The organism is Nitrospira japonica, from assembly GCF_900169565.1.
In the GTDB taxonomy this organism is placed as follows: domain Bacteria; phylum Nitrospirota; class Nitrospiria; order Nitrospirales; family Nitrospiraceae; genus Nitrospira_C; species Nitrospira_C japonica_A.
The window spans coordinates 2,794,966-2,819,113 of sequence record NZ_LT828648.1 but is presented as its reverse complement, the minus strand read 5'-3'; the positions used below and the strand labels follow the sequence as shown (position 1 = coordinate 2,819,113).

Annotated in this window: 17 protein-coding genes; 13 read left to right on the top strand and 4 right to left on the bottom strand. The window is 57.9% G+C overall.

What is annotated here, in order from left to right; all coding sequences use genetic code 11:
* The first annotated feature begins 618 nt into the window (after window positions 1-618).
* From NSJP_RS19330 to NSJP_RS13390, 13 genes are all read left to right on the top strand, one after another.
* On the top strand, window positions 619-1,011 hold the full coding sequence (locus NSJP_RS19330) for a hypothetical protein (protein WP_155970205.1): 393 nt from the start codon (window positions 619-621) through the stop codon (window positions 1,009-1,011).
* A gap of 494 nt (window positions 1,012-1,505) precedes the next feature.
* Window positions 1,506-5,411, top strand: coding sequence for a two-partner secretion domain-containing protein (locus NSJP_RS13440; RefSeq protein WP_172834339.1), 3,906 nt, complete (start codon window positions 1,506-1,508; stop codon window positions 5,409-5,411).
* Between the two features lie 456 nt (window positions 5,412-5,867).
* The gene (locus NSJP_RS19325) at window positions 5,868-6,188 is read left to right on the top strand and encodes a hypothetical protein (protein WP_155970203.1); all 321 of its coding nucleotides are present in this window, start codon (window positions 5,868-5,870) and stop codon (window positions 6,186-6,188) included.
* A gap of 739 nt (window positions 6,189-6,927) precedes the next feature.
* On the top strand, window positions 6,928-8,613 hold the full coding sequence (locus NSJP_RS13435; RefSeq protein WP_080887387.1) for a ShlB/FhaC/HecB family hemolysin secretion/activation protein: 1,686 nt from the start codon (window positions 6,928-6,930) through the stop codon (window positions 8,611-8,613).
* 141 nt (window positions 8,614-8,754) lie between these two features.
* Window positions 8,755-11,085, top strand: a complete 2,331-nt coding sequence (locus tag NSJP_RS13430; RefSeq protein ID WP_080887386.1) for a CHAT domain-containing protein — start codon at window positions 8,755-8,757, stop codon at window positions 11,083-11,085.
* A gap of 4 nt (window positions 11,086-11,089) precedes the next feature.
* Window positions 11,090-11,872, top strand: a complete 783-nt coding sequence (locus NSJP_RS13425; protein WP_080887385.1) for a DUF928 domain-containing protein — start codon at window positions 11,090-11,092, stop codon at window positions 11,870-11,872.
* A gap of 145 nt (window positions 11,873-12,017) precedes the next feature.
* Complete coding sequence (locus tag NSJP_RS13420; protein ID WP_172834338.1) at window positions 12,018-12,746, top strand: DUF928 domain-containing protein; 729 nt, start codon at window positions 12,018-12,020, stop codon at window positions 12,744-12,746.
* A gap of 416 nt (window positions 12,747-13,162) precedes the next feature.
* Window positions 13,163-13,342, top strand: a complete 180-nt coding sequence (locus NSJP_RS13415) for a hypothetical protein (protein ID WP_080887383.1) — start codon at window positions 13,163-13,165, stop codon at window positions 13,340-13,342.
* Window positions 13,339-13,692 (top strand): hypothetical protein, encoded by a 354-nt coding sequence (locus NSJP_RS13410; protein WP_080887382.1) that lies wholly within the window; start codon window positions 13,339-13,341, stop codon window positions 13,690-13,692. Before NSJP_RS13415 ends, NSJP_RS13410 begins: the two co-directional genes overlap by 4 nt.
* 186 nt (window positions 13,693-13,878) lie before the next feature.
* Complete coding sequence (locus NSJP_RS13405) at window positions 13,879-16,263, top strand: PAS domain S-box protein (RefSeq protein ID WP_080887381.1); 2,385 nt, start codon at window positions 13,879-13,881, stop codon at window positions 16,261-16,263.
* Window positions 16,264-16,294: 31 nt separating this feature from the next.
* Window positions 16,295-17,290, top strand: coding sequence for an ABC transporter substrate-binding protein (locus NSJP_RS13400; protein WP_172834337.1), 996 nt, complete (start codon window positions 16,295-16,297; stop codon window positions 17,288-17,290).
* 11 nt (window positions 17,291-17,301) lie between these two features.
* Window positions 17,302-19,635 carry a sensor histidine kinase gene (locus NSJP_RS13395; RefSeq protein WP_080887379.1) on the top strand — a complete coding sequence of 778 codons (2,334 nt, stop codon included), beginning with the start codon at window positions 17,302-17,304 and terminating at the stop codon, window positions 19,633-19,635.
* Window positions 19,636-19,691: 56 nt separating this feature from the next.
* Window positions 19,692-21,125 carry a sigma-54-dependent transcriptional regulator gene (locus NSJP_RS13390; RefSeq protein ID WP_080887378.1) on the top strand — a complete coding sequence of 478 codons (1,434 nt, stop codon included), beginning with the start codon at window positions 19,692-19,694 and terminating at the stop codon, window positions 21,123-21,125.
* A 40-nt stretch (window positions 21,126-21,165) separates the two neighbouring features.
* Here NSJP_RS13390 and NSJP_RS13385 read toward each other — a convergent pair whose 3' ends face one another.
* Genes NSJP_RS13385 through NSJP_RS13370 form a run of 4 tightly spaced genes read right to left on the bottom strand, consistent with a single transcriptional unit; the run spans window position 21,166 to window position 24,027 of the window.
* Window positions 21,166-21,591 carry a hypothetical protein gene (locus tag NSJP_RS13385; RefSeq protein ID WP_155970201.1) on the bottom strand — a complete coding sequence of 142 codons (426 nt, stop codon included), beginning with the start codon at window positions 21,589-21,591 and terminating at the stop codon, window positions 21,166-21,168.
* Between the two features lie 44 nt (window positions 21,592-21,635).
* Window positions 21,636-22,421, bottom strand: a complete 786-nt coding sequence (locus NSJP_RS13380) for a hypothetical protein (RefSeq protein ID WP_155970199.1) — start codon at window positions 22,419-22,421, stop codon at window positions 21,636-21,638.
* A gap of 8 nt (window positions 22,422-22,429) precedes the next feature.
* Window positions 22,430-22,933: a hypothetical protein gene (locus NSJP_RS13375; RefSeq protein ID WP_080887375.1), complete on the bottom strand. Its 504-nt coding sequence runs from the start codon at window positions 22,931-22,933 to the stop codon at window positions 22,430-22,432.
* Window positions 22,930-24,027, bottom strand: coding sequence for a formylglycine-generating enzyme family protein (locus NSJP_RS13370; protein WP_080887374.1), 1,098 nt, complete (start codon window positions 24,025-24,027; stop codon window positions 22,930-22,932). The genes NSJP_RS13375 and NSJP_RS13370 overlap by 4 nt, the downstream gene beginning before the upstream one ends.
* Window positions 24,028-24,148: the final 121 nt, after the last annotated feature.

Here is a 24,148-nt window from a genome sequence, read left to right as displayed (position 1 = left end):
TCGGGCATTCGCCGAGGCTCTCTCCTTTGTCTGCCCTAACCGTTGATTACATTATCGGTCTCCTGAAAACGTACGCCGCCCAAACAGGCGATTCGGTAGATGTCTTACTGGTAGGAGCTATGGCTCTTCAGGCATATGGCTATCAGGCTCCAGACTGACTCGCCTCTGAATCACTTTTGATCCAGCACGAATTCTTTTAGGTCCCATAGGACCTGATCACAGTAGATCCACCCATCTCTATTTTTGTCTGCGGGAAGAATGCGGATTTCCTTGTTCGCATTAGCAAATAGCCACGTTTCACACTCTCGCTTTGAGCAAGGTTCTCTAGTGGCCTACTCATTGCAATTTCGCCATCGCAGCAGCGCAACGAATCGGCAGCGGAGGTTCCCATGGATATCAGCATGATCTTCTTCCTGGCCAATGCGCTGATGGCAGGACTGATCTATATCGTCGTCGGGATCATCTGGCAGGATTAGCTAGAGAGGCCATCGACCCTAGACGAAAGGGTTATTGAGATTCCTGCAATAGAAGGAATAGCAAGATGTCGATGGAAACATCGCATATCTGACAAGAAGCACCGAGTAGCCTCATCCCATCTGTTGCTCAAGGAGGGCAGTCATGAAATGGAGATGGTCTTCGCTCGTCATTACATCGTTAGTGTTAAGTGCCTGCAGTGCACCACCGGTTTGTCCTGATCCTGGTGGAATAGCGACAAGGGAAACTTGTTACTACTATGAAACCGTCGCTAATAAGAAGGAAGCAGGAAATCAAGTCATCGGTGTGGTAGCAAAGGCGGTAATCGAAGAGGACTCCAAAAGTCTGTTCAATTTCTATGATTTAAAGGACTATCGATTTAACCACCATATTTTCGAAGTAGACCAAGCCACTTTCACAGATCTAGTTCCAGGCTCCAGCTATATGTTCATCGCTTCACCAGGAGATCCAGTCTTAAAACTATGCAGGACTCAAGAATGCAAACTGGCAGTAGACAAATTGAACGAAGCTAAATAATGGGATGCTCATGGCATCCAATTGAACATCGCCATGGAGGTTCGGGATGCGAAACTTCATTGTTCACTTTTCGATAATTCTGATTGTGTTCGCTGGTGGTGTCCTCTTTATGACAGGAACTCCAGCGATAGCAGGTTGTTGCATGTGCGGAACGTGCAAACCCCTACTTTGTACGTGCAGAGGTACGACTCTAGGCTGCCCATATTGTTCGTTACCCGATACGCTTAACATGAGACAAGTGCGAGAGTCTGGTTCCAATCTCGACGTGAGCCACATTACGACGGAAAGATGGCGAAAGCTCGTGCTTGAGCAGCGATGCCAGCAAGAAACTCATTGGTCACAGCTGCTTGAGAACCGTGAGCCGTTCTTGGTTAATGTGACAGATCGCGCTTCTCAGACATTACATGATGCGATGGTGATGGCCCCATCCTTCTCTGGTAGCGCACAGTAGACGCTTCAACCTTGGCTCTGACCTGATGGTGAAGAGTAGTGTCATGAGAAACCTCCATCTATTCCTGCAAGGGATCCATAACTGGTCGGAAGCACGCTTCGCATGTGCTCTGGGAGTTTGTGTTCTCTGTCTGAATTTCGCCCCATCTAATTCTTATGGCCAAGCCCCTATCACTTCTTCCGGTTTGAACACAGTCATCACACCGAATGGAAATGCTTACAACATCACCGGTGGCACTCGTCCAGGCGGAGGGACGAATCTATTTCACAGTTTCGGCAACTTCAGCGTGCCGAACAACAACATCGCCAACTTCCTCAACGAGTCAGCCCTCCCCACGACCAATATTCTAGGACGCGTGACCGGCGGAAACATTTCGAACATCTTCGGAACGATTCAGACAAACGGATCAGGCGGATTTGGCAATGCCAATCTATTCTTGATCAACCCAGCAGGTTTCCTGTTTGGACCAAATGCCACGGTGAACGTCGGCGGAATGGTAGCTTTCACATCCGCGGACTATCTTCGTCTCAACGATGGAAGATTATTCAATTCGTCCCCAAATGCCGCAGCAGATGCGCTTCTGAGTGCGGCCCCAGTCGCGGCATTTGGATTTCTGGGCTCAACTCCAGGGGCTATTACAGTTCAGGGAAGCCAAATAGCTGTTGCTCCTGGTCAAAGCATCTCTCTGGCCGGAGGAAACATTACGATCCAGGCCGGTTCCCTGGAAGATGGAACGACAACGCAACCGGCTCACCTCTCCGCGCACGGAGGGCAGATTAATCTTGCCAGTGTAACCTCACCTGGAGAGTTACTATTGAAGACATTGTCCCAGGCCCCCAACATCAATGGTCAGTCTTTCATTACTCTCGGTGCGATTCAGGTGTCTGAACAATCTACACTCGACGTGAGTGGCTACGGTGGAGGTACGGTGCTCATTCGAGGAGGGCAATTTGTCCTGGACAATTCCGTAATTCTCGCCAATGTCACGGGGCCTGGTCCGACCATAAATGGCACTGAATCCATCGGACACGGTGTCGACATCGCTATGAGTCAGAATGTGGTCATAAAAAACGCTGCCATGATTGATACCTCAGTCACCGGGACTGCTAGCGCGGGCGTCACATATGGCGGGATTACTATAATGGCCGATCATGTGGAAGTCGGTGGCATATTAGATCTTGAGACAGGAAATATTGTTCCCACTATCCTTCAGTCAAATGTATTGCCAGAAAGTGCTGGGGGAAACAGCGGCGATATCCGTGTGAACGCAAACTCTATCATCGTGACAAACCTTGGTTTTATTGACGCGGAAACCGGGGGAATAGGCAATTCAGGCAGTATCCTTCTAACAAGTACAGGCAACCTTGAGGTATCCAGCGGGTCGTTGGTTTTTGCTGGAACGACAACCTCCAATCCCCCGTTTGGGAATGCAGGCAGCATCGTATTGACGAGCACTCAAGGCGACGTCCTTCTCACGAATGGTCCTAGCATATCGGCGTCAAGCCAGTCGTTGAGTGGAGCTCCCGATAGCGGGGACGCGGGCAATATAGTGGTCAATGCGAGGAACGGAAATATCGTACTCACAGGGAGTCCTGATTTAGGACCAGCCACTCTATTTAGTAGCCTTGGAGCGGGACTTCACCCAGGGACGGGCGGGCTTCAACTAAACGCTCGAAATCTCACCATCGAGAACTCCGGCATTCAAATTGACAACTTCACTCCGTTTCAACCTGGAAACTTGACTGTCAACCTGACAGGCACACTCAAGATGAGCGGTGCCGACATATTTCCATCAACTCTACTCACGACCACGCGTCGAAACGCACGATCAGCTGACCTAACGATCAACGCTCAGGATATTTTACTCACAGACGGAAGTACGGTTTCGACCGAAACATTTCGAAATGGAGACGGCGGCACTCTGAACATTTCGACGAACAATCTCCAGATCATGAACGGAGCTCAGATTAGGAGCAGTACTAGGTTCAATCCATTTCCTCCACCTGACGCACCGCTCGAAACTCCGTCCGGATCTGGTGGAGCCATAACCATTGGAGGATTGGCAAGCCCAGCTGGGTCGATCCTAATTGATGGTCAAGGAAGCGGCATTCTCACCAACACTGAAGGCACGGGTGCGGGTGGGCACATAGCTGTCTTTACAAACTCGCTCACACTTCAGAATGGTGGATTACTCTCGGCAACGACATCAGGCACTACACCATCCGCCACCGGCGGAACAGTCACAGTGAATGCGAATACGGTAAACCTCGTCTCGGGTGGAACCATAAACGCTTCCTCCACCGGTCCTGGCAACGCCGGGAATATTATGGTGAGGGCTGACTCACAAATCGCTCTATTTAATAACGGATCGATCACGAGTAACACCGATGTCGATGGAGCAGGAGGGACGGTGAGCCTGATAGCTCCACTCATCGAAATGCAGGGAGGTTCCAACATCGGCACTAACACCGCTGGTTCCGGTCACGCAGGCAGCATTGAACTGCGGGCTAGTCACGTAGACCTCACCGAAAGTGTTCTCAGCGCTCGTACGCAGGCCGAAGGTCACGGGGGGAATATCATTATTCGAGGACTGGCCGGTCCAGGGAGCAACGCGAGCGTTGTTACACTCGCTCAGAACAGTCAACTCGTGACTGAGACAAGCGGGGATGGTGTCACTATTCAGGGGAACGCCGGAAACATTCTAGTCGATGCGGCTCGCTTGAGTCTTAGTGGCGACAGTCTGCTTAACAGCGCGTCTCGTGGCAGCACCGGAGCAGCCGGCAACATCACTGTGAACGCGACCGATTCGCTAACGATCTCCGGTTCCGGCACACAACTCACCAGCGCGAGTAGAGAGTTTTCATTTGGAGATGCAGGAAACATTGTTATCACTTCTCCCGCCGTAGTGATCGATAATGGCGGCAGCATTTCAACCTCAACGGGTCTCGAGGGGAAAGCTGGCACCATCACAGTCAATGCAAACAATTTCCAATTGCTGTCCGGAGGCCACATCACGAGCGGCAGCCTGCTAGAGTTTCCAGACTTTCCGCCAACTGGGGCGGCTGGAATAGTTGCAGTTCAAGGTCTTGCCAGTCCGGCACAATCGGTCCTCATCGATGGAGCAGGTAGCGGCATCTTCACTTTGACCCAAGGAAGCGGAGCTGGCGGAGATATATCGATCTCAGCTCAATCCGTTGCAGTTCAAAATAACGGTCACATTTCGAGTAGCAGCACCGGCTCAGGAGCAGCTGGCAATATCAACTTGAACGCGGGCAGTCAACTCGTAATGACGAACGGCCTCCTTACAACAGAGGCGACGAAATCTAGCGGAGGCACAATAAAGATCACGACAAATCCAAGCGGCAGAGTAGATCTCTCGAACAGCACGATCAGTGCCTCGGTCCTCGATGGGACAGGCGGAGGAGGGAGCATAAGTATCGATCCACAGTTTGTCATTCTGCAGAACAGTCAAATTAGAGCGAATGCTGACCAAGGCCCTGGAGGGAACGTACTTATCTCGATTACAAATGGTGGTCTGTTCTTACCAGACGCCAATAGCCAGGTTACCGCAAGATCGGGGAACCCAGCACTTGATGGTACAGTAACGATTCAGCAGCCCATCGCTCCGGCTGGTGGGAAGATTCAGCCGCTAGGCAAAGCGCCGATTCAAGTCACCGCCCTCCTGAGTCAGCGGTGTGCCGCAATCGCTCGGGGCGAGGTCAGCAGTTTCATCGTGGCGGGACGGGACACGCTACCGACCGAGCCGGGTGGCTGGTTGACGAGTCCGCTGGTCGCTATGCCGGTTGCCAATGGCGCGGTCATAGAAGCCGGTGAAACAGGACTTTCTTCCAGATCTGATGACTCGTCTTTCCTATCACTGCGCCGGCTTCCCAGTCCCTGGCTTCTGGGAATGCAGACTTTTGACGAAGACTGGTTCGTAGGTTGCTGATCATAGTGTATGGCCGACTGCTGCATGGCTGGGCCAAAACCTTAAACACAGGAAGGAGTACAAATCATGCCACCAATTGTCTTGGACCCACCCAATAATGGGGCTACCTACGGTAACTCCTATTATTTTGTCCCCACTAATGCACATGCAAACCATCCTCTAACCTTGGTTGCGCAGTGGAAGATCACAGTCACAACGGCACAAAATAATGGAGGGAGCCTGGTTACACAAACGAACTGGAGCAATACACCAATCGGGACATGCTTGCTAAGTAACCTCCCGGCTAACAACGGTTTTTACTACACCCAAATCGTGTATCAACCACCGACTGGCGGGACGTTTGTGTCTAATAGCAATAAATTTCGGTCTCAACGGTGAAACTGCCCAACAGTGGGGTAGTGCTTTCACTTCTCTCCAATTCTCACTGACGAATGCATTGAACACGGGAGGTTCAATATGACCAGCGGAGAGCATAACAGGATCACTGGCCAAACTCAGGAGGGATTTAACATTAGTCTCGATGCACAAGCAGATCAGGTTAAGCAGGCATGGGTGCGCTTTGGAACTATTGATCCAGCAGGCAACCACAAGTGGGAAGCATCTATAGCACTGAAGGGTAGTTCAGTTAGCAAGGGCCAGAAGAAAATCATAGCAAGCGTGTATGACGATCAGCTTCCTGCCAAGCCACAGGATTGCTTTTATCAAATTCTTTGCGAAGTCGAGGGACCACATGGCGATCCTGTGACTCTCATAACGGAGCCAACTCCGCTCGCATGAGCTCACGGCAGAGGACAGGCTAGCGCTCGAATTCTTCAAATAGTTCTGGCCTGTCCATGCTCAAGTCAGAATCAGATAGTCCGCTCATCGTTTGACTGCGCGACTCCCCCCTCCAGTACATTGGCACAGCTGCTCGGAGAAGATTGGCTCACGGACTGTGCGTCTTGAGTCCAAGAGTTCCCGGCACCCTCAGAGGTTATTGCCTGGTGACGCCATCCACCTGAATCTCTTTTGATCCACCAAGAATGCTTTTGGGTTCCACTGAGTTACGCATCTACTACCCCTCTAACTTCCTTCTACAAATCTTCAACACGCGGATTTGCTCATCAAAATTAGGATAATTCCCCGCATTTGAGCAACATTCCAATCGCTACGTAATGGCCACGAGCATTCCAGCTTCCAAGGCCTGCCCATTGCATTTTCCTCATTTCGCTGATCGGTACATTCGGCTCTACCAGCGAAGACCCACTTGAGATTCTCTCGCTAGAGATGGAAACAGCGGCCGTTCGCAGAGCCACATCGACAGAGCCACTTGACCCTAGCCCAAGGAGTTATTGCGACCTTTCAACGAAGAGATTAGCTAGGCGGAGAACGGATTTCAGGCGGGTATCTATGCGACGACGCAGAATATTATCGGCCTTATCGTCCTTACCTGACCTTCCGGCGGGCCGTGGATCATGACGGCACGAGCGATGGGAGTGTCGCAGGAAGCACCTCCGTCCTCGTATCGTCACATCGGATGGGGAAGTCTCGTGGGATCATTATTGGCCGTATCGATCGCGCAGGCGCAGATCGCTCCGCCCATCTTCGACCCCAGCGGTCGGTCGTCTTGCCGCCCCCTCCCCTGCCGCCCGAGGAACCGGCCGAGCAGCGACTGGGCCAGATCAGGGTGTTCGTGAAGGACATCCAAGTGGTCGGTAGCACGGTCTTCACTCAAGCACAACTCGACGAAGTGACGGCGCCATTTGAGAACCGCACCCTGACGACCGAGGATCTCGAACGGTTGCGTCTGACCCTGTCAGCCAAATACATCAATTCGGGATACCAGACCTCTGGTGCGGTTATTCCTGACCAGGATGTCAAAGACGGGATCATCACCGTGCAGATCATCGAAGGCAAGCTGACGCGCATCAATGTGGTCGGCAACAAATATTTCGCCGATTCCTATCTTCGCAACCGGATTGAGAAAGGAGCTAGTCCTCCCATCAGCATGGACAGGATGCAGGAACAGTTACAACTCCTTCAGCAGGATAGGCGGATTGAACGCATTAACGCAGAACTGCGGCCTGGCGATGCACTGGGAGAAAGTCAGCTCGATGTCAAGGTCAAGGATCGCAACCCGTTTCATGCCTACATCGAAGGGAATAACTATCAAGTTCCATTGGTCGGTGAGTTCCGCGGCTTGGGCACGGTGGTCTATGACAACGTGACGGGCCACGGCGATCCATTCAGCCTGACGTTCGGCGGCTCGGCCGGCGCGTTTCCGATCATCGATACCTCTTATGCGATTCCTCTGAATCGCTATGATACGACCTTTTCGCCCTACTACCGTCGCACGGACTATACCCTGATCGAGCAGCCATTCAAGCCGTTGGACATCAAGACCAACACGGAAATCATCGGCCTGAGTCTCCGCCAACCGGTGTACCGCACCATAACGGATGAAGTGGTCTTGTCGATCATCGGCGAACATCTGTTTACCCAAAGCTTCATCTTCTCGGATGTGCCGTTCAATCTCTTTCCGGGATTCCAGAACGGCGCTGCGACCGTGTCGGCCCTGCGTTTTGCGCAGGAATGGACTCATCGCTCGACGGACACCGTGGTGGCCGGCCGTTCCCGATTCAGCGTTGGGCTCAATGTATTGGGCGCCACCATCAATTCGGGGACGACGCCGGGCGGCGGGAACCTCCCAAGCGGCGAATTCTTCTCTTGGTTGGGTCAGGTACAGGGCATCAAACAATTCGGCGAAAATTTATTCGGCATGCAACTTTTCGGTCGCATGGATCTGCAGGTGACCAATTCGCCGCTATTTCCACTTGAACAAGTGTCGGTCGGAGGCCGGTACAGCGTGCGAGGATATCGCGAGGTCACGCTGCTGCGCGACAACGCCTTCATCGCCTCGCTTGAATCGCGTTTTCCTCTCTGGCGTCGGATCAGCGGAGAACCGATCTTACAGCTCGCGCCATTCGCCGACGTGGGGAACGGCTGGAGTCTGGGCGCGAATAAGTCTTTGAGCGAGGCAGGCGGGAACCCGAATACACTCGCCAGCGTCGGCGCCGGTCTTCGTTGGAGCATCCTTCCCAACGATCGCGCAAACTATGAGGTCTATTGGGGATACAAACTCGTGCGTGATCCGCCGAATCGTGTGGGCAATACGTTGCAGGACTATGGGGTCCACATGGGTCTGGTGATCAATCTATTTTAGGGACAGGCTCCGCCGTCCGCGGCGGTGCCTCTCCCTTTCGAACAGGGAAGAGTCATTGATGAGGGGGACAGCCGCCAATGGGAAGGGCGCCAGTCCCCCAACAGTGCCCCGCTGGGCACGACACTTGATAGTGAGAACGATGTGAACGTCCAAACCATCCGTCACAGATTTTGCCCGCTCCGATGGCCCGCGTCCGCGGTACTCATATGCCTGGTTCTGATCCCGCCGCTTCTGTTCGCCGACACGGTGAAGCAGGGTACGGCCGAGTCGCTCATGCAGCAAGGCGCGCAAGCCTATCAGCGCGGCGCGTTCGAGGAAGCCTTGAACAACTGGCGGGCGGCGGCCTCCCGATATCACGAGACAGGTTCAACCGACGGCGAAAGCCGGGCACTCGTGTCCGCGGCCCAAGCTACCCAAGCCTTGGGACAGAGCACGCAGGCGATTCAATATCTGGAACTCGCTCTTGCCCTGGCGCAGAAGGGATCCGACCATGCCTGGCATGCCACGGTATTGGATCAAATCGGCCGCGCCTACCTCACAGCCAGACAACTGGATCCGGCCGCGCAGTACCTTGCCCAGGCCGAGGAAGTCGCTCGCCGGCAACCATCCGCAGCCGTGTCCGCCGCCATCCTGAACGACCTCGGTGTGCTCCATGCGCTCAAACGAGAAGACAAGGAAGCGCTGGAGGCCTTCACCGATTGTGTCGCGGTCTCCCGTGAGGCCGGCCTTCAGATGCTGGCCGTGAACAGCCGGGTGAATGCCGCCAGGATTTCCCTGCGGCTCGGCAACCCGAATGCAAGCCGACAATGGCTCGACGAGGCCCTCGACCAGCTGAAGGACCTCCCCGTTTCACGGGACAAGGCCGTGGGCTTCGTCAATATCGGATTGGTCTACGAGAGTCTCTTGCCGGCCCTTCCGGAGATCCGCAAACCATTGCTCCTCCGGTCGGCCGGCGCCCTGCAGGAAGCCATCGGCATCTCCGAACAATTGAAGGATTCCCGAACCCTCTCCTATGCGCTCGGCTACATGGGACACCTGTACGAGCTCGAAGCCAGAACAGAGGATGCCCTTCTGTTGACCAGGCGAGCCATTTTTGCCGCGCAGTCGGTGGATGCACCGGAATCCCTATACCGCTGGCAGTGGCAGTTGGCCCGTCTATTGGCTTCGATGGATCAGATCGACGAATCCCTTGCCGCCTATCGGCAGGCAGCGGCCACCTTGCAACCGATCCGATTCGAAGTGAGCCAGGCGGCGGCCGAGGCTTCCCTGTCGAATCAGGAATCGATCAAGCCGTTGTTCTTCGAGTTCGCCGATTTGCTCTTGCAGCGAGCGTCACGCACGGAAGACCAGAAGATTGCCGAAGGCTATTTGCTCGCCGCCCGTGATGCCGTCGAAGCCTTCAAGGCGGCCGAACTGCGGGACTACTTCAAAGACGGCTGCGTCGATGCGATCCGGTCGCGCCTGACGACCTTCGATCGCTTGTCGCCGGATACTGCGGTCATCTATCCGATCCTCTTTCCCAAACGGATCGAACTGTTGGTCACACTGCCGTCCGGCTTCTACCGCACGGCGGTGCCGATCGCAATCGAGACGGTCACCCAGGAGGTCCGTGATTTCCGCCGCCGCGTAGAAAAACGGACGACGCGCGAGTACCTCCCCCATGCGAAGCAGTTATATGACTGGTTGATCAGGCCGATCGAAGGGCAACTGAAGCAGGAACACATCACCACGCTGGTCGTGGTACCGGACGGTGTCCTCCGGACGATCCCCATGGCTGCGCTTCACGACGGGGAATCATTTGTGATTCAGAAATTCGCCGTCGCGATCACCCCTGGAATCACGTTGACGGACCCGAAACCGCTGAACCGTGAGAAGGTCCGATTCCTTGCAACCGGCCTCACCAAGAGCGTACAAGGATTTCCGGCCTTGCCCTACGTGGCCGAAGAGGTCGATTCGATCCATAACCTCTATGGCGGCGATCAACTGCTTGACCAGGACTTTCTCGCTCCCCGCCTGGAACAGGAATTGCGTGAAGGTCGATATGGCATCCTGCATATCGCGACGCATGGAAAGTTCTCAACGGACGTAAATGACTCATTCTTACTGACCTTCGACGGTAAGTTGACCATGAGCAAGTTGGACCAACTCATCGGGCTTTTCCGGTTCAGGGAAGATCCGCTCGAGCTCCTGGCCTTGAGCGCGTGTCAGACCGGCGTCGGCGACGATCGGGCGGCGCTGGGTCTGGCCGGCGTCGCGATCAAGGCCGGTGCGCGCAGCGCGTTGGCGACACTCTGGTTCATCAATGACGAAGCCTCGTCGGCCTTGATCTCAGAGTTTTACCGGCAGCTCCGCAATCCGTCGGTATCGAAGGCCGTTGCCATGCAACGGGCTCAAATCAAACTTCTGGGTGACCGCGTCTACCAACATCCGGCATACTGGTCGCCTTTTCTCCTGCTGAACAACTGGCTCTAGCATCATGCGCTGCGCGTCACGTCATTCTGCAGTCTCGCTGACGGTCACCAGTCCATTCGGCCTCGGCAGGCAAGGGCTGATCGGACTCATCCTCCTCACCCTGATGGCCCAGGCTGTTCCAGTGTTCTCGGCGCCGTCGGCCGATTCGAGTCAATCGAATGAACCGCGGATCCTCTATATACCTCCCAAGAAATTCATGCCTCGCGCCAGGCTCGGCGGCACTGTGCGCGGATCGGACGGTCTCGAGCCGATCGTGCAGCCGCTCGTGCCGGATCACGTCGGGTTCACCTCCCAGGAGACGCCCGTTCTCAACTGGTATCTCTCCAAGCCGACGCCGCATGAAGTGCGATTTACCCTCATCGACGACAAATCGGTAAAGCCGATCTTCGAGGCACCGATCCCTGCTCCCAAAGAAGCGGGAATCTTTTCGATTCGCACAAGAGACTTGGATCTGACCCTGCAGCCCGGCGTCCAGTACCGTTGGTACGTGTCCATCGTGCAGCCGGCCCCCTTCTCTGAGATCGTCACCGGCGGCATCATCGAACGCTGCGAGCTCAGCGATTGTTTGATCGTCATGGACGCCCGCATGACCTGCTCCGTTCAGTCGGTGACGGAGAACGCGCGCGCCGGAATGTGGTATGACGCCATGGGCTGTCTCTGCGCCTTGATCGATGCGGATCCTGAGAATGTCTCGCTGAGGCGGCTCCGCGCATCCCTATTGTCCCAAGTCGGCCTTCATCTCGTGGCTGAGTGGGACCTGCGGGCCGTCCCGGCAGCCGGCCGATAGCGTCACGTCGTCAACCGTTGATGCCGAGAGGATTGTTTTCTGCAACTTGAGCCGCACATCTAACGTGAGGGCTGCCGCCATGAATGCCACACATCCCCATGCTTTTCTCCGTACACGAGCTGCCAGATCTTCCGGAACCGTGCTGATGGGTGTCATGCTCGCGACGATCAGTGTGATCGGTTCGGACATGCCACCTGGTTTTGCTGAACAGGTTACAACCCAGGCCAACGGCACCTCGCGTGACCAGATTCCACTCTACCAGCCGCCGAAAAAGTTCACCCCCCGCGCCCGCGTCGGCGGAGAACTGCGCGGCACGGAAGGCATGGATCCGGAAGTCCAGGCTCTCGTACCCGATCACGTGGGATTCACGTCGAGTCAGACTCCAGTCCTCAACTGGTATCTCTCCAAGCCCACGCCGCACGAAGTGCGATTCACGCTGATCGACAATCAATCGGTGAGACCGGTCTATGAAGCCCCCATTCCAACTCCGAAACAACCGGGCATCTTTTCTATTGCCATCAAGGATCTCGGTCTCGCACTCGATCCGAACATTCAATACCGATGGTACGTGTCGGTCGTGCGCGACCCTTCCTCCCCGTCCAAGGATATCGTGGGCGGCGGTGTCATCGAGCGTTGCGAAATGAGCGACTGCCTCATTACCTTCGACGCGAAGATCACCTGTTCGGTGCAAACGGTCACGGACAACGCCCGCGCAGGCTTCTGGTACGACGCCATGGGCTGCCTCTGCACCTTGATCGACGCCAATCCGACCGATGCTTCCCTGAGAAGGCTGCGCGCCGGCCTGCTGAAGCAGGTGGGACTCAACGGCGTGGCCGAATGGGATTTGCGATCGGTCCAAACGCAGCAACGATAGCGGTTCTTCTCGCGCATCAGATCGTTCTCGGGCGACGTCCCGCTCCGAGCCTCTGCTGATTCCCTCCGCTCGTCAGGCCATCGACATGGATCCCGTGAAGCGGACATCGATCTCTCATCAGGACTTAATCCTAAGGAGAACGCGTCGCCTTGATTTCCGCTTCCGCGGGAATGCCTACCTTACGGGGTCGTGTGCTGCTCGTGATAATACATTTTGATTCAGCTGAGAATCCTTTTTGATTCACAAGGAAAACGAAGCAGTCGCACCTGCAGGATTTGGCTTCGAAGAAACAGGCGGAATCTCCATATCAGTTGCGTTGAGGATGCGGCCAGAGAATGGCACAAGGATTGCTGAGTACACAGACTAGCAACTCTGTCAGGCCGCCGGCTCTCCGAGCCTGCAGAAAGGACCAGGCCATGACACAGGATCTCGTCGTTGGAGTATTACTGACCGGAATGGTGGGACTGATCTGGGCTATGGCCGTCACGGTACTGTGGAATGACCAAGGCGATCACGCGAGTTCCGCCGCTGACACGCCTTCCGATCGAGACGGCGTCGACGAAACCGGTTCTACACGCCGGACGATGGCAGCATGAACGGTCACGCTCAACCACAGATGCTTCCCCAGACGACCCCGATGCCGTCTGATGACGGGGCTCCGCTTCGGCTGAACGGATTAGCAGGACGCCCCGCCACCGGACGGCGTCGCAAGCAGCGTGTGACGATCACGCTTCCTGTCGATTTGCTCGAACGACTGCGCAATGCGGTCTACTGGACCGGTCACGGCACCCTGGCCCGGCTCATCGCCGACGCGCTCGACGACTCCGTGTCGCAGATCGAGCGGAGCAACGGGGGGCCGTTTCCCCAACGACTGGCCCCGTTGAAACGCGGACGGCCTCGGCTTCCGGTCCATCCCTCCAGTTCCACCGCCACCGACGCGAAATAACGGAGCTCCAGCCCGCTCAATCTGTTTCGCGCCGGCCGTCTTGCTTCCATCCTCATCCGCGGCCGACAATTGCGCACAAGCACAAGAATTGCTTTTCTCATTGGGACCTCCGAAGTCCCTCTGAACAAGATCGCATGAGCCTCGCCTGGAAGATTTGCCGCTTCCGTCCGGCGAGGTGAGGACGACATGGAAGAAGCAGGTCCTTATCGAATCCTGGTGGTTGAAGACAACCCGGATATCGTGATCGGGTTACAGGACTTGCTTCAGCACGACGGCTACCATGTCACCGTGGCCGATTGCTGCGCAGCCGCATTCGCCCAAGTCCGCGAGCAACGCTTCAACGCCGTCCTCTTGGACCTTGGCCTGCCCGATGGAGACGGTGCCGACGTGCTCAAGGAGACGCAGCGGTTGGACCCGTCCGTCCCAGTCATCATTCTCACGGCCCACATCGCCAAAGAACGCACCGTCGGGTCGCTGATCGAGGGAGCGTTCACCTATATCACCAAACCCTACAACCGGGAGGAACTCCGCCAGACGCTGCGCCGTGCGATCGGGATCAAAGAACTCGCGGTGAAGATGCGGCGGGTGGAACATCTCCTCAGTGAAAGCGAGATCCGGTTTCGGTCGCTGGTGGAATCCGCCTCCGACGCCATCGTCCTGGCCAACCGACATGGAACGATCGTGTCCTGGAACCGGGCTGCCTCCGTCCTGTTCGGTTATCCGCCGGAAGACGCCGTCGGCCGCCCCTTGACCATCCTCATGCCCGTTCGCTACCGCGAGGCGCACGAACAGGGCCTCGCGCGCATGGAGGCGACGGGCCAGAGCCGGGTCATCGGCTCCGTCATCGAGATGCACGGGCTCAGAAAAGACGGCACTGAATTCCCCATCGAGCTGTCGCTGGCGACGTGGCAAACGGAGAACGGCAACTACTACAGCGGCATCATCCGCGATATCTCGAGTCGAAAGCGAACCGAGCAGACGCTCGATCAGCTGCGCCGCAGGCAAACCTTAATTCTCACCCAAGCGGGAGAAGGGATCTACGGACTCGATCTCGACGGCCGCACGACGTTCGTCAATCCAAGCGCAGCAGCCATGTTGGGCTACCGGGTCGAGGAATTGATCGGCCGGCACATGCATCACATTCTTCATCACACGAGGTCGGACGGCACTCCCTATCCGGTGGACCAGTGTCCCGTCTATGCCGCCATGAAGGACGGGACCCCCCGCCGCGTCATCGACGAGGTGTTCTGGAAAAAGGACGGCACCGCCCTTCCGGTGGAATATGTGAGCACTCCCATCAAAGAAGGCAACGAGGTGATCGGTTCCGTCATCGTATTTCAGGACGTCACGGAGCGGATCGCTGCGCAACGGGCGTTGCGCGCGAGTGAAGAACGGCTCGAATTGGTGATTCGCGGCTCCAGCGACGGGTTCTGGGACGGGCAACCCACGCCCGGGCGGCATTGGACGGCCCCGCAGAACAGGCTCTGGTATTCTCCGCGTTTCAAGGAGATGCTGGGTTATACGGATCAGGACTTCCCCGATATTCTCGAGAGCTGGGCCACCAAGCTGTATCCCGACGATCGCGAGCGTGTCTTTGCCGCGCTGGCGGCGCACATCGACCATCGCGCGCCCTACGATATCGAATACCGTCTGCTGACCAAACACGACGGCTATCATTGGTTTCGCGCCAAAGGCCAGGCGGTATGGGACGCCGACGGGACCATGGTCCGCATGGCCGGCTCGCTGCAATCCCTCATGGACCGCCGGAAGCAGGAGGAAGCCATCCGGCGAAGCGATCAATTGCTCCGGCACGTGGCCGACAATACGACGGCGGTTATCTACGTGAAGGACACGGAGGGCCGCTATCTGCTGTCCAACCGGCGCTTCGAGCACCTCTTCAACGTGTCCACCGATCAGGTCATCGGTCATACGGATCACGAGATCTTCCCGCTCGCCTTCGCCGACACGTTCCGGGCCAACGATCTCGAAGTCCTCAGACGCAACGCGATCATGGAGTATGAAGAGACGGCGCCCCATCCCGATGGCCCGCGCACCTACATTTCGATCAAGCTGCCGCTTCAGGACGAAACCGGTCGTCCCTATGCCCTCTGCGGTATCTCCACCGACATCACGGAGCGCAAACGGATGGAAGAGACATTGAAAGCCCAAGACGCGCTGCTGCGGCTCGCCTTGCGGATGATCGACATCGGCGTCTGGAACTGGGACCTGGTGACCGGGCGGATCTGCTGGTCGCCGCAGGTCAACCGGTTCTTCAGCGGCACAGCCGAGGCCAGAATGCTCACGACGCTCGACTGGCTGGCGATGGTCTTTCCCGACGACCGCGCGTCTTTCTCCGCCTCGCTTATCGGGGTTCCGGACCAGCAGGGCGACGAACTTCTTCTGGAGCATCGGATCCGCAAGCAGCAAGGCGGCACCCAACGCATCATCTGGACGGGGCGCATGATCCGGGACCGGGACCACAGACCGATCCATGTACTGGGCACGGTGGGCGGCATTACCGATACGGAGGAGCAGGGGCACGACGCGAATCGGGAATCGACTGCACGATAGCGACAACGGTCGCGCAAAGGGTCAGCCATCGATGAAATCGCAGGATGCGTATATCGAACGCTTCGTTTCGTCTCCCGTTTATTTTGCCGCATGGACTCTCGCGACGATCTGCACCTTGCCGATGGTCCTTCTGGGACTCCTCGGCTTCATTGAATGGATCGGCACCGCCGACGCGCAGGCGGCGGACATCGCCATCCTGAAGTCCTCGAGCATCGCCGCCTACGACCAGGCCATCGACGGATTCAAAGCCACCGCTCCGTCGGACGCCGTCTACATGGAATTCGACCTGCAGGGTGACCTGGAGATGGGACGAAAGCTCGCGCGAAAAATCCGGGCGTCCGACCCCGCGTTGGTCGTCGCGGTCGGGCTCAAGGCTGCTCAAGCGGCCAAGATGGAAATCCTCGATACGCCGATCGTCTATATGATGGTATTGGATCCCCAACGCCACAATCTGGCCTCGCCGAACCTCACGGGAACCTTGTTGGAGATCCCCGTTGAACGCCAACTGAAGCTCATCCGCACCTTCCTGCCGGGCAAACGGCGATTTGGCACGCTGTACGATCCGCGCAAGAGCACCACCAAGGTGCGGGAGGCCGAACAGCAGGCCGCCGCCCTTTCCTTCGAACTCAAGAGCCTGCCAGTCGAAAGCGAAAAGGACGTGCCGCAACAGTTGCGCACGCTGCTGACCTTCAACGAGACGTTGTGGCTGATGCCCGACTCCACCGTGCTGACGAACGAGTCGATCGGCTTCATCCTTGAATCGGCCCAGGCGCGCGGCATTCCGGTGGTCGGATTCTCCCCCGAGCTGACCAGACTCGGCGCGCTCCTGAGCTTTTCGGTGACGTACGGGGAGGTGGGACGGGAAACCGGCCTGCTCGCCAAACGGATCCTGGACGGCGACAAACGGCTCCCGCTGAAACCGGTTCCGATCGAACGGCTCAAGATTACCGTCAACATGAAGATCGCCCGTTTCCTCGGGATTGAATTTCCCCGTGATGTCAGTCACCTTATAGACGAAGCCTATTGAGGAGCCATGCCATGAGCACACCTCAATTGCCCCAGGCCGTCGATATTTCAGTCCAGCCGCCAGGCTTCAGGTTTGTCAGTCTTCGCAACAAATTCGTCGCCTTCTTCAGCCTCATCCTGATCGTCGCCTGTTCGACGCTGACCTGGTACTTCATCGAAACCAGACGGACGTCGATGATCGAGGACCTCAAGCAACTCGGCACGATTCTCCTCACCAGCGTCGTCAACAACGGTCAGTTCCGCTATGGCGGCTTGATCGCGGAAGACCGCGCGACGCTCCGCCAATTCACGGAAAGCCTGATGGCGGTCGAGGACGTGGTCTATGTAGTCATCCGCGGATCGGACCACATGATCCTGGCTCAACAGAACAAGCTGGTGAAGGAATCTTCGGGTAGTCTCACCTTTTCGCAGGAGCGGCGGTATTATCCGGAAGAGCAGATGGCGCTGGAGGTGGCCAAGAGCCAGAGCACGGTCCCTCACATGACCCCGGTGGAACTCTCCAAGGAAGAAATGACGCTCGTTCCGTCCACCGACGCCGACAGATTCTGGATCCTGTCTCCGTTCACGCAGCATCTCTATGATTTCTCGCTTCCCGTGTTCCGCCGGCCGCTCAGCGATCCTTCGCTCTCGCCGCTGCCGCACCAGTTCGAGGAGGGCCAACCGGACGACAAGGGCCGCACCAAGCCGGCCTACCTTGGAATGGTCCAGATCGGCGTGAGCGATGCCCAGGTCCGCAACACGCTGGCCGGCATGGTCCGCAACGTGCTGATCCTGACCGCGGCGCTGATCGGAGCCGGTATTCTGGGAGCCCAACTGCTGGTGCAGCGCGTGACCATTCCGCTGAGAAGCCTCGCCGGAGTCGCGCGGCAACTCGCGGAAGGCCGCGCGCCCTCGACGCTCATCCCTTCGACCGGCGACGAGGTCGGCCAGTTGACCCAGACGTTCAATCTGATGACCCGGGCCCTCCACGAACGCAATCTCGCCATCACGACGAACATGGACACGATCCGGAGCCAGATCAGCCAGTTGACCACCGTCCACCAAACCAGCGCGGCCATCGCCAGCACCCTGGACCTGCACGAGTTGCTCGACACCGTCCTGCAGCTGCTGATGTCGAACCTCAGGTTCTCCCGAATGGTCCTGATGCTCAGGCACGAAGACCGCGACACCGCCTACGTGGCGCAGGTGGCCGGCGTCACGGACGAAGTCGCCGAGGCGGCCAGATTTCTCACGGTGCCGATCAAGGAGGACGGCACGTTGATGGCCGAGTTGATGCTGCATGCCAAGCCGGTGCTGGTGCACGACATCGAAACGGTGCGCGAACGTATGCATCCTTCGATTCTGGAGCTTGCGGCACGCGTCGGCGTTACCTCCTTCGCCTGCGTCCCGCTCCAGAGCCACAACCAGACGCTCGGGTTCCTCGCAGGCGACCGTGGCTCCCAGCCCTGTTCGCGCGAAGATCTCGAGATTCTCCTGACGATCGCGGGCCACGTGGCCTCCGCCATCGACAACGCCAGAACTTATGCGCACCTGGCCCAATTGACCCAACACCTGGAATACCGGATCGAAGCCAGAACGAAAGAACTCTCGGCCGCCAATCAGCTCCTCCAGGATCACGACCACCGCCGGTCGGTCTTCTTCTCGGTGGCCTCGCACGAATTGCGCACCCCCATGACGGCCATCCGCAGCTTCGCCGACAACATGCTCGACGGCGTCGCCGGTCCCCTGACGGAACGGCAAACCACCTACTTGAACCGGATCGGCCATAACCTCGACCGGTTGACCCGCATCATCAATCAGCTGCTGGATTGGTCGCGCATCGACCTCAAACGGGAAATGCTGAACATGGAGCCCCTCTGCATCCGCCAGATCGCCGCCCTGGTGGTTGAGAGCAACCGGACCGTCGCCGCCGAAAAGGGGATCACGTTGGGGTTGACCTTCGCGGAGCAGCTGCCGAAGATGCACTGCGACCGCGACAAGATGGAACAGATCTTCTGGAACTTGGTCGGGAACGCGATCAAATTCACGCCGCGCGACGGCAGCGTGACGGTCGGCGTCGCGCACGAGGAGGGAGGAGGCGTTCGGGTCTGTGTGGCAGACACCGGTTGCGGCATCGCCCCGGAACATCTGCCCAGGGTGTTCGAGGAATTTTCACGCATCCCCTCGTCCCTCCCGTCTTCCCAGGGGACACAACTGGGGCTGTTCATCACCAAAAATCTCGTGGCAATGCACGGCGGCTCCATCTGGGTGGAAAGCACGCTCGGGCAGGGTACGCGCTTTTACATTACTCTGCCGCCGACGGCTCCGGAGCCGGAACGTACGGAGATACCGCCCGAGGCGCAGTAGCGGCGATCATGGCAGGAATCACAGTGGACGTTCGACCATACAAATGAGGCTGCACGATGCGAGCACGCATTCTCGTCGTGGATGACGATCAGGACATTCTTCTCGGCTTGGAGAATCGTCTGACCTGGATGGGACACGAGCCGCTGACCGCCGACAACGGGGACGACGGGTTGCGCATCATCCACCGGGACGAGCCGGATCTGGTCCTGCTCGACATCCAACTGCCGGGACTCTCGGGATTCGACATCCTCCAGCAGTTGCGCGACAAAACGGACAAGGAGCGGGCGGGCAACGATCCCGCCGCCGTGGGGATAGGACCGACCGATCCTCCCATTATCATGCTCACCGCGTTCGGAACGATCGAACGGGCCGTGCAGGCCATGCAGCTGGGTGCCGTGGACTTCGTGACGAAGCCCTTCACGGGCGAGCATCTGACCGTCGTGATCAACAAAGCCTTGTCCGCCATTTCGCTCCGGCGGCAACTCCACCAGCTCAAACAGGAAGTGGCGGAGAAGCATGGCTCCCTCATCGGAGAGAACACCAAGCTGCAGGCCCAACTGAAGGTGGCGAAGCAAGCGGCCCCCTCCAACGTCACCGTCCTGGTCCTCGGAGAAACCGGCACGGGCAAGGAGGTCGTGGCGCGCGCGATTCACGATTGGAGCCCGCGAAAGGACAAGCCCTTCGTGGCCGTCAACTGTGCGGCCATTCCCAAGGATCTGCTCGAAAACGAGTTATTCGGTCACGAAAAAGGGGCGTTCACCGGAGCGGTGAAGCGCGAAGCCGGAAAAATCGAGATCGCGGAAGGAGGAACGCTCTTCCTCGACGAGATCGGAGACATGTCGTTGTCCATGCAAAGCCACCTGCTGCGGGTCTTGGGAGACCAGACCTTTTACCGGGTCGGGGGCACCCAATCGGTCAAAGCGGACGTGCGGTTCCTCGCCGCCACGAACAAGGACCTGAAGCAAGCGATCAAGCAGGGAACGTTCCGGGAGGATCTCTTCTACCGTCTCGAAGTGATCACCGTGAACCTGCCGCCGCTTCGCGAGCGGATGGACGATCTGCCGGCCCTGGCGCAATATTTTCTCGCCCGCGCCTCCGGACGACTCGGCATCCAGAAACGCGCGTCGCTGAACGACTCGGCGCTCCGTCTCTTGAGCGACTATCGCTGGCCCGGCAACATCCGTGAGCTGGAGAACGTGCTGACGAGGGCTTATATTCTTTCCCCGGAAGAACGCATCGAGCCCGAACACCTGCACCTGTCCGTCTCGGCGCCCTCCACTTCACCGGACGGCGCCCCGGTCCCGTCCTCGCGCCACTATCACGACATGACGGAAGCCTACAGCCGGTGGGTGATCGAGGAGGCGCTGAAACGGAACGACTGGAACCAGACGAGGGCTTCGGCGGAGCTGGGCCTGCAACGCACCTATTTCACCAAGCTGCTGCGGCAGAAACAGATCTGCGGCCGACCGCCGAAGCAGGATGCAGATTGAGCCTCGGCTGTCCTGCCGCGCGGACAGGGCCCCTGCCTGCTTAGGGAATCGGCGTCAGCTCCGAACTATACGTCATGCCGTCCGACGCAATCCCCTCGGCCTTGAGCATCCGCTTCCCGTCCGCTTCAAAGAGACCGGCGTTGATCGTACCCCGATCCGAGCTGAACGTCAGTTTCCCGTCCTTGATCGCGAAGGTGCCTTCTCCGCTCAGGATGCCGATCGTCCGGACGCTGGTGAAGCGAAACTGCCCGTCCGGCTCGATGATGAGAGCCACCAAATCGTTGCGCTTGTTCTGAGGCGTTCGACGGAGGATCCCCTCCCATTTCCCTGCCACCTTGGCCGCATCCGTAATCTCCACCGCCGTCCACTGCGGCGGCCGTGCGTGAGGCGTCGTGTCGCACCCGAGCGAGAGAGCAATCCAGATGAGCGCCAGCACGGCAGACGGCCATCGAACGAGTCGTCGCATGAATGTCTCCTTCTTCGTCAGACTGCTGCATGAAATCGCGTCGATCATTGCATCTTCTCCAGTGGCGTATCGTCGGTCACTGGAACCGGCCGTTCGACCAGGCTGTTGAGCAGCGTATCCACCGGCGTGTACATCGAATCCGTCCTGTCCCGGACGAAATCCTCAACCATGCTGCCGAGCGTGACACGGGCGATGTCTTTGAAATATACAGGATCCTGGGTCATGGCTTCACTCTGCATCGTGCCTTCGGCGACTGAATTCCAGAGGAGTGCACCGGTATCCGTGTCCCACAGCTGCAAGGCGAGGCGCACAGTCGTGGCGCGGGTCTGGGACACCCGGACTCCAAAGACGGGAAATACCCATCGATCGGTCAACACTTGCGTGAACAGCATCAATCGCGGTTGGAACACATAGCGAGCCCCGGCCGCCTTTCCCAGCGCTCGCAGCGGTTCCCGCGCCAGAATATTGCTTTGCAGGGCCGCATCCCGCATCCTCGCATAGTCTTCCGCCAAACCGGCCTGGTTGATACGGGTCACCGTTTCTCTTGGACCGACCACTTTGATGCCGGGCGCCACCCGGTTCAGGATCGTTTCGAGAAACGATTCTACTCCAACCTCGTTGCCTTGAATGGGGATGAGCCCCAGCGCCCCGAACAGCGCCACCGGTTCACGTTCGAGCGCCCGATAGTCGAACGACGGCAGATGAGGAGTCGAATTCGTCCGCACGTGCCATCCCAAGACCGAACTCGAACACCCGGTCCATCCCCCGGCGGCCACCGCCAGACACAGGCAGAGCAGGCTCCTCCATGGCGATGGGCCGATTCTGCGCACCGCGCGTGCTACTCCTTGATCGCCGGAAGCTCTTTGGCGAGTTGCGCGTCGACATACAGTTGCAAGCGACGCTCGATCTGCAGCCATCGGACGACCGTCTTGGCCGGAAGCGATTTCTGCAGCGTCCCGAAGCACTTCACCCGCAGATCGAGCGTCTGCTGGTCCACCTGGAAGACGCTCTCGGCCAATTGCTTGGCTTGCGCATCGGTCATCGTTTCATGGTGGCTGAGATAATCCTTCAGGAGGGCGATTTTCTTGTCGAGGATTCCGGCCAATTCCACCTCATACTGACGGTAGACCGGCCAGAAGACGGCGGCTTCCTGATCCGAAAACTTCATTTGCTGGGCGATGAGCGTCGCTTTCTTCGTTCGAATGTCCGATCTGAGCAATTCATAGTCGGACGGCGACATCTCCTGGTCTTCCGCCCATCCGTTTGCAGGCACGGCCAGATAACAGGCCGCTGCCGTCACGACCGCCAGCGTGATGGCCGCTGCACGCGAAACTCCCGTCATGTTCCCCTCCTTGGTGAAGTCTGATCGAACGGTGCCACGGTCTTCGTCTGCTTGTGCGCTCCCACTTGGGCGTCTTTCACCAGGCGAAAACCCAAGTGTGACGTGCCGGTGTCCGGCTCCCCTTTTCCACGGCCTCCCGGCCTGTAGCGCGCACAGTATTGATCGGTACAGAGATAGGAACCGCCTTTATGAACCTTCTTCTGGACGCCTGGTTCGCTGGGATCGAAGCTGTTCCGGGGCCCCTGAGGATTGCGCGCCACGCCGGCCGACGCGAGTGTCTGAAAATAGTCGTGCCGGTACCAATCGCTCGTCCATTCCCAGACATTGCCGGCCATATCGTACAGACCGAACCCGTTGGGGGGAAACGAGCTGGCTGGCGCCGTCGTGATGAAGCCGTCATGGGCATCGTTGTGATCCGGGAAATGCCCCTGGAATGAATTGGCCATCGTTTTTCCGTCCGGCTCGAACTCGTCGCCCCACGTGTACGCCTTCTTGACCAGCCCCCCACGCGCCGCGTACTCCCATTCCGCCTCGGTCGGCAGGCGTTTCCCAGCCCAGGTGGCAAAGGCCGTTGCATCTTCGTAGGCCACGTGCACGACCGGATGATTCATCTTGTCGTCGATAGTGCTCTCTTTCCCTTCAGGATGACGCCAACTGGCGCCGGTCACGTAACTCCACCATTGAAAATGATTGTCCAGCGGAACCGGGCTCGGCGGCGCGGTAAACACGACCGACCCGGCGACCAGATTCTCCGGTGGAGCGCCGGGATAGTCCTCCGCGCGGGGAACCCGCTCGGCGACCGTCACATAGCCCGTGGCTTTTACGAACTGTTCGAACTGTTCGTTGGTCACCTCGGTCCGATCCATGAAAAACCCATCCACCTCGACTTGATGCACAGGCTGGGCATCGCGAAACATGGGATCGTCACTCCCCATCCAGAACGTGCCGCCGGGAATCCATGCCATGCCGTCCGGAATTGGAGCCGGCGGTTGGCCTTCGAGCCAAACATATCCTGCCGCCATACCCACCAAGGCGATTCCGGCCAGGGCCGGCCACAGGAAAGGCCGTCTGCGTCGCTCCATTCTCTTTGCCATCAGCTTCCCCTACCGCCTCCGATATCCGGGGGGCCAAGCCTATCACGCCGGTTGCTCGAGGGGCTATATACGCAACCTCGATCCTTGTCCGAACCGGTTCCCTCCGCGGATGCGCCTTTTG

Coding starts and splice junctions, on each gene's coding strand:
- NSJP_RS13385 (WP_155970201.1), bottom strand. CDS start 21,591: ATGCGACGACTCGTTCGATGGCCGTCTGCCGTGCTGGCGCTCATCTGG.
- NSJP_RS13440 (WP_172834339.1), top strand. CDS start 1,506: ATGAGAAACCTCCATCTATTCCTGCAAGGGATCCATAACTGGTCGGAA.
- NSJP_RS13375 (WP_080887375.1), bottom strand. CDS start 22,933: ATGACGGGAGTTTCGCGTGCAGCGGCCATCACGCTGGCGGTCGTGACG.
- NSJP_RS13410 (WP_080887382.1), top strand. CDS start 13,339: ATGAACGGTCACGCTCAACCACAGATGCTTCCCCAGACGACCCCGATG.
- NSJP_RS13400 (WP_172834337.1), top strand. CDS start 16,295: ATGAAATCGCAGGATGCGTATATCGAACGCTTCGTTTCGTCTCCCGTT.
- NSJP_RS13435 (WP_080887387.1), top strand. CDS start 6,928: ATGGGGAAGTCTCGTGGGATCATTATTGGCCGTATCGATCGCGCAGGC.
- NSJP_RS13370 (WP_080887374.1), bottom strand. CDS start 24,027: ATGGCAAAGAGAATGGAGCGACGCAGACGGCCTTTCCTGTGGCCGGCC.
- NSJP_RS13425 (WP_080887385.1), top strand. CDS start 11,090: ATGCGCTGCGCGTCACGTCATTCTGCAGTCTCGCTGACGGTCACCAGT.
- NSJP_RS13390 (WP_080887378.1), top strand. CDS start 19,692: ATGCGAGCACGCATTCTCGTCGTGGATGACGATCAGGACATTCTTCTC.
- NSJP_RS19325 (WP_155970203.1), top strand. CDS start 5,868: ATGACCAGCGGAGAGCATAACAGGATCACTGGCCAAACTCAGGAGGGA.
- NSJP_RS13395 (WP_080887379.1), top strand. CDS start 17,302: ATGAGCACACCTCAATTGCCCCAGGCCGTCGATATTTCAGTCCAGCCG.
- NSJP_RS13420 (WP_172834338.1), top strand. CDS start 12,018: ATGGGTGTCATGCTCGCGACGATCAGTGTGATCGGTTCGGACATGCCA.
- NSJP_RS13415 (WP_080887383.1), top strand. CDS start 13,163: ATGACACAGGATCTCGTCGTTGGAGTATTACTGACCGGAATGGTGGGA.
- NSJP_RS13405 (WP_080887381.1), top strand. CDS start 13,879: ATGGAAGAAGCAGGTCCTTATCGAATCCTGGTGGTTGAAGACAACCCG.
- NSJP_RS19330 (WP_155970205.1), top strand. CDS start 619: ATGAAATGGAGATGGTCTTCGCTCGTCATTACATCGTTAGTGTTAAGT.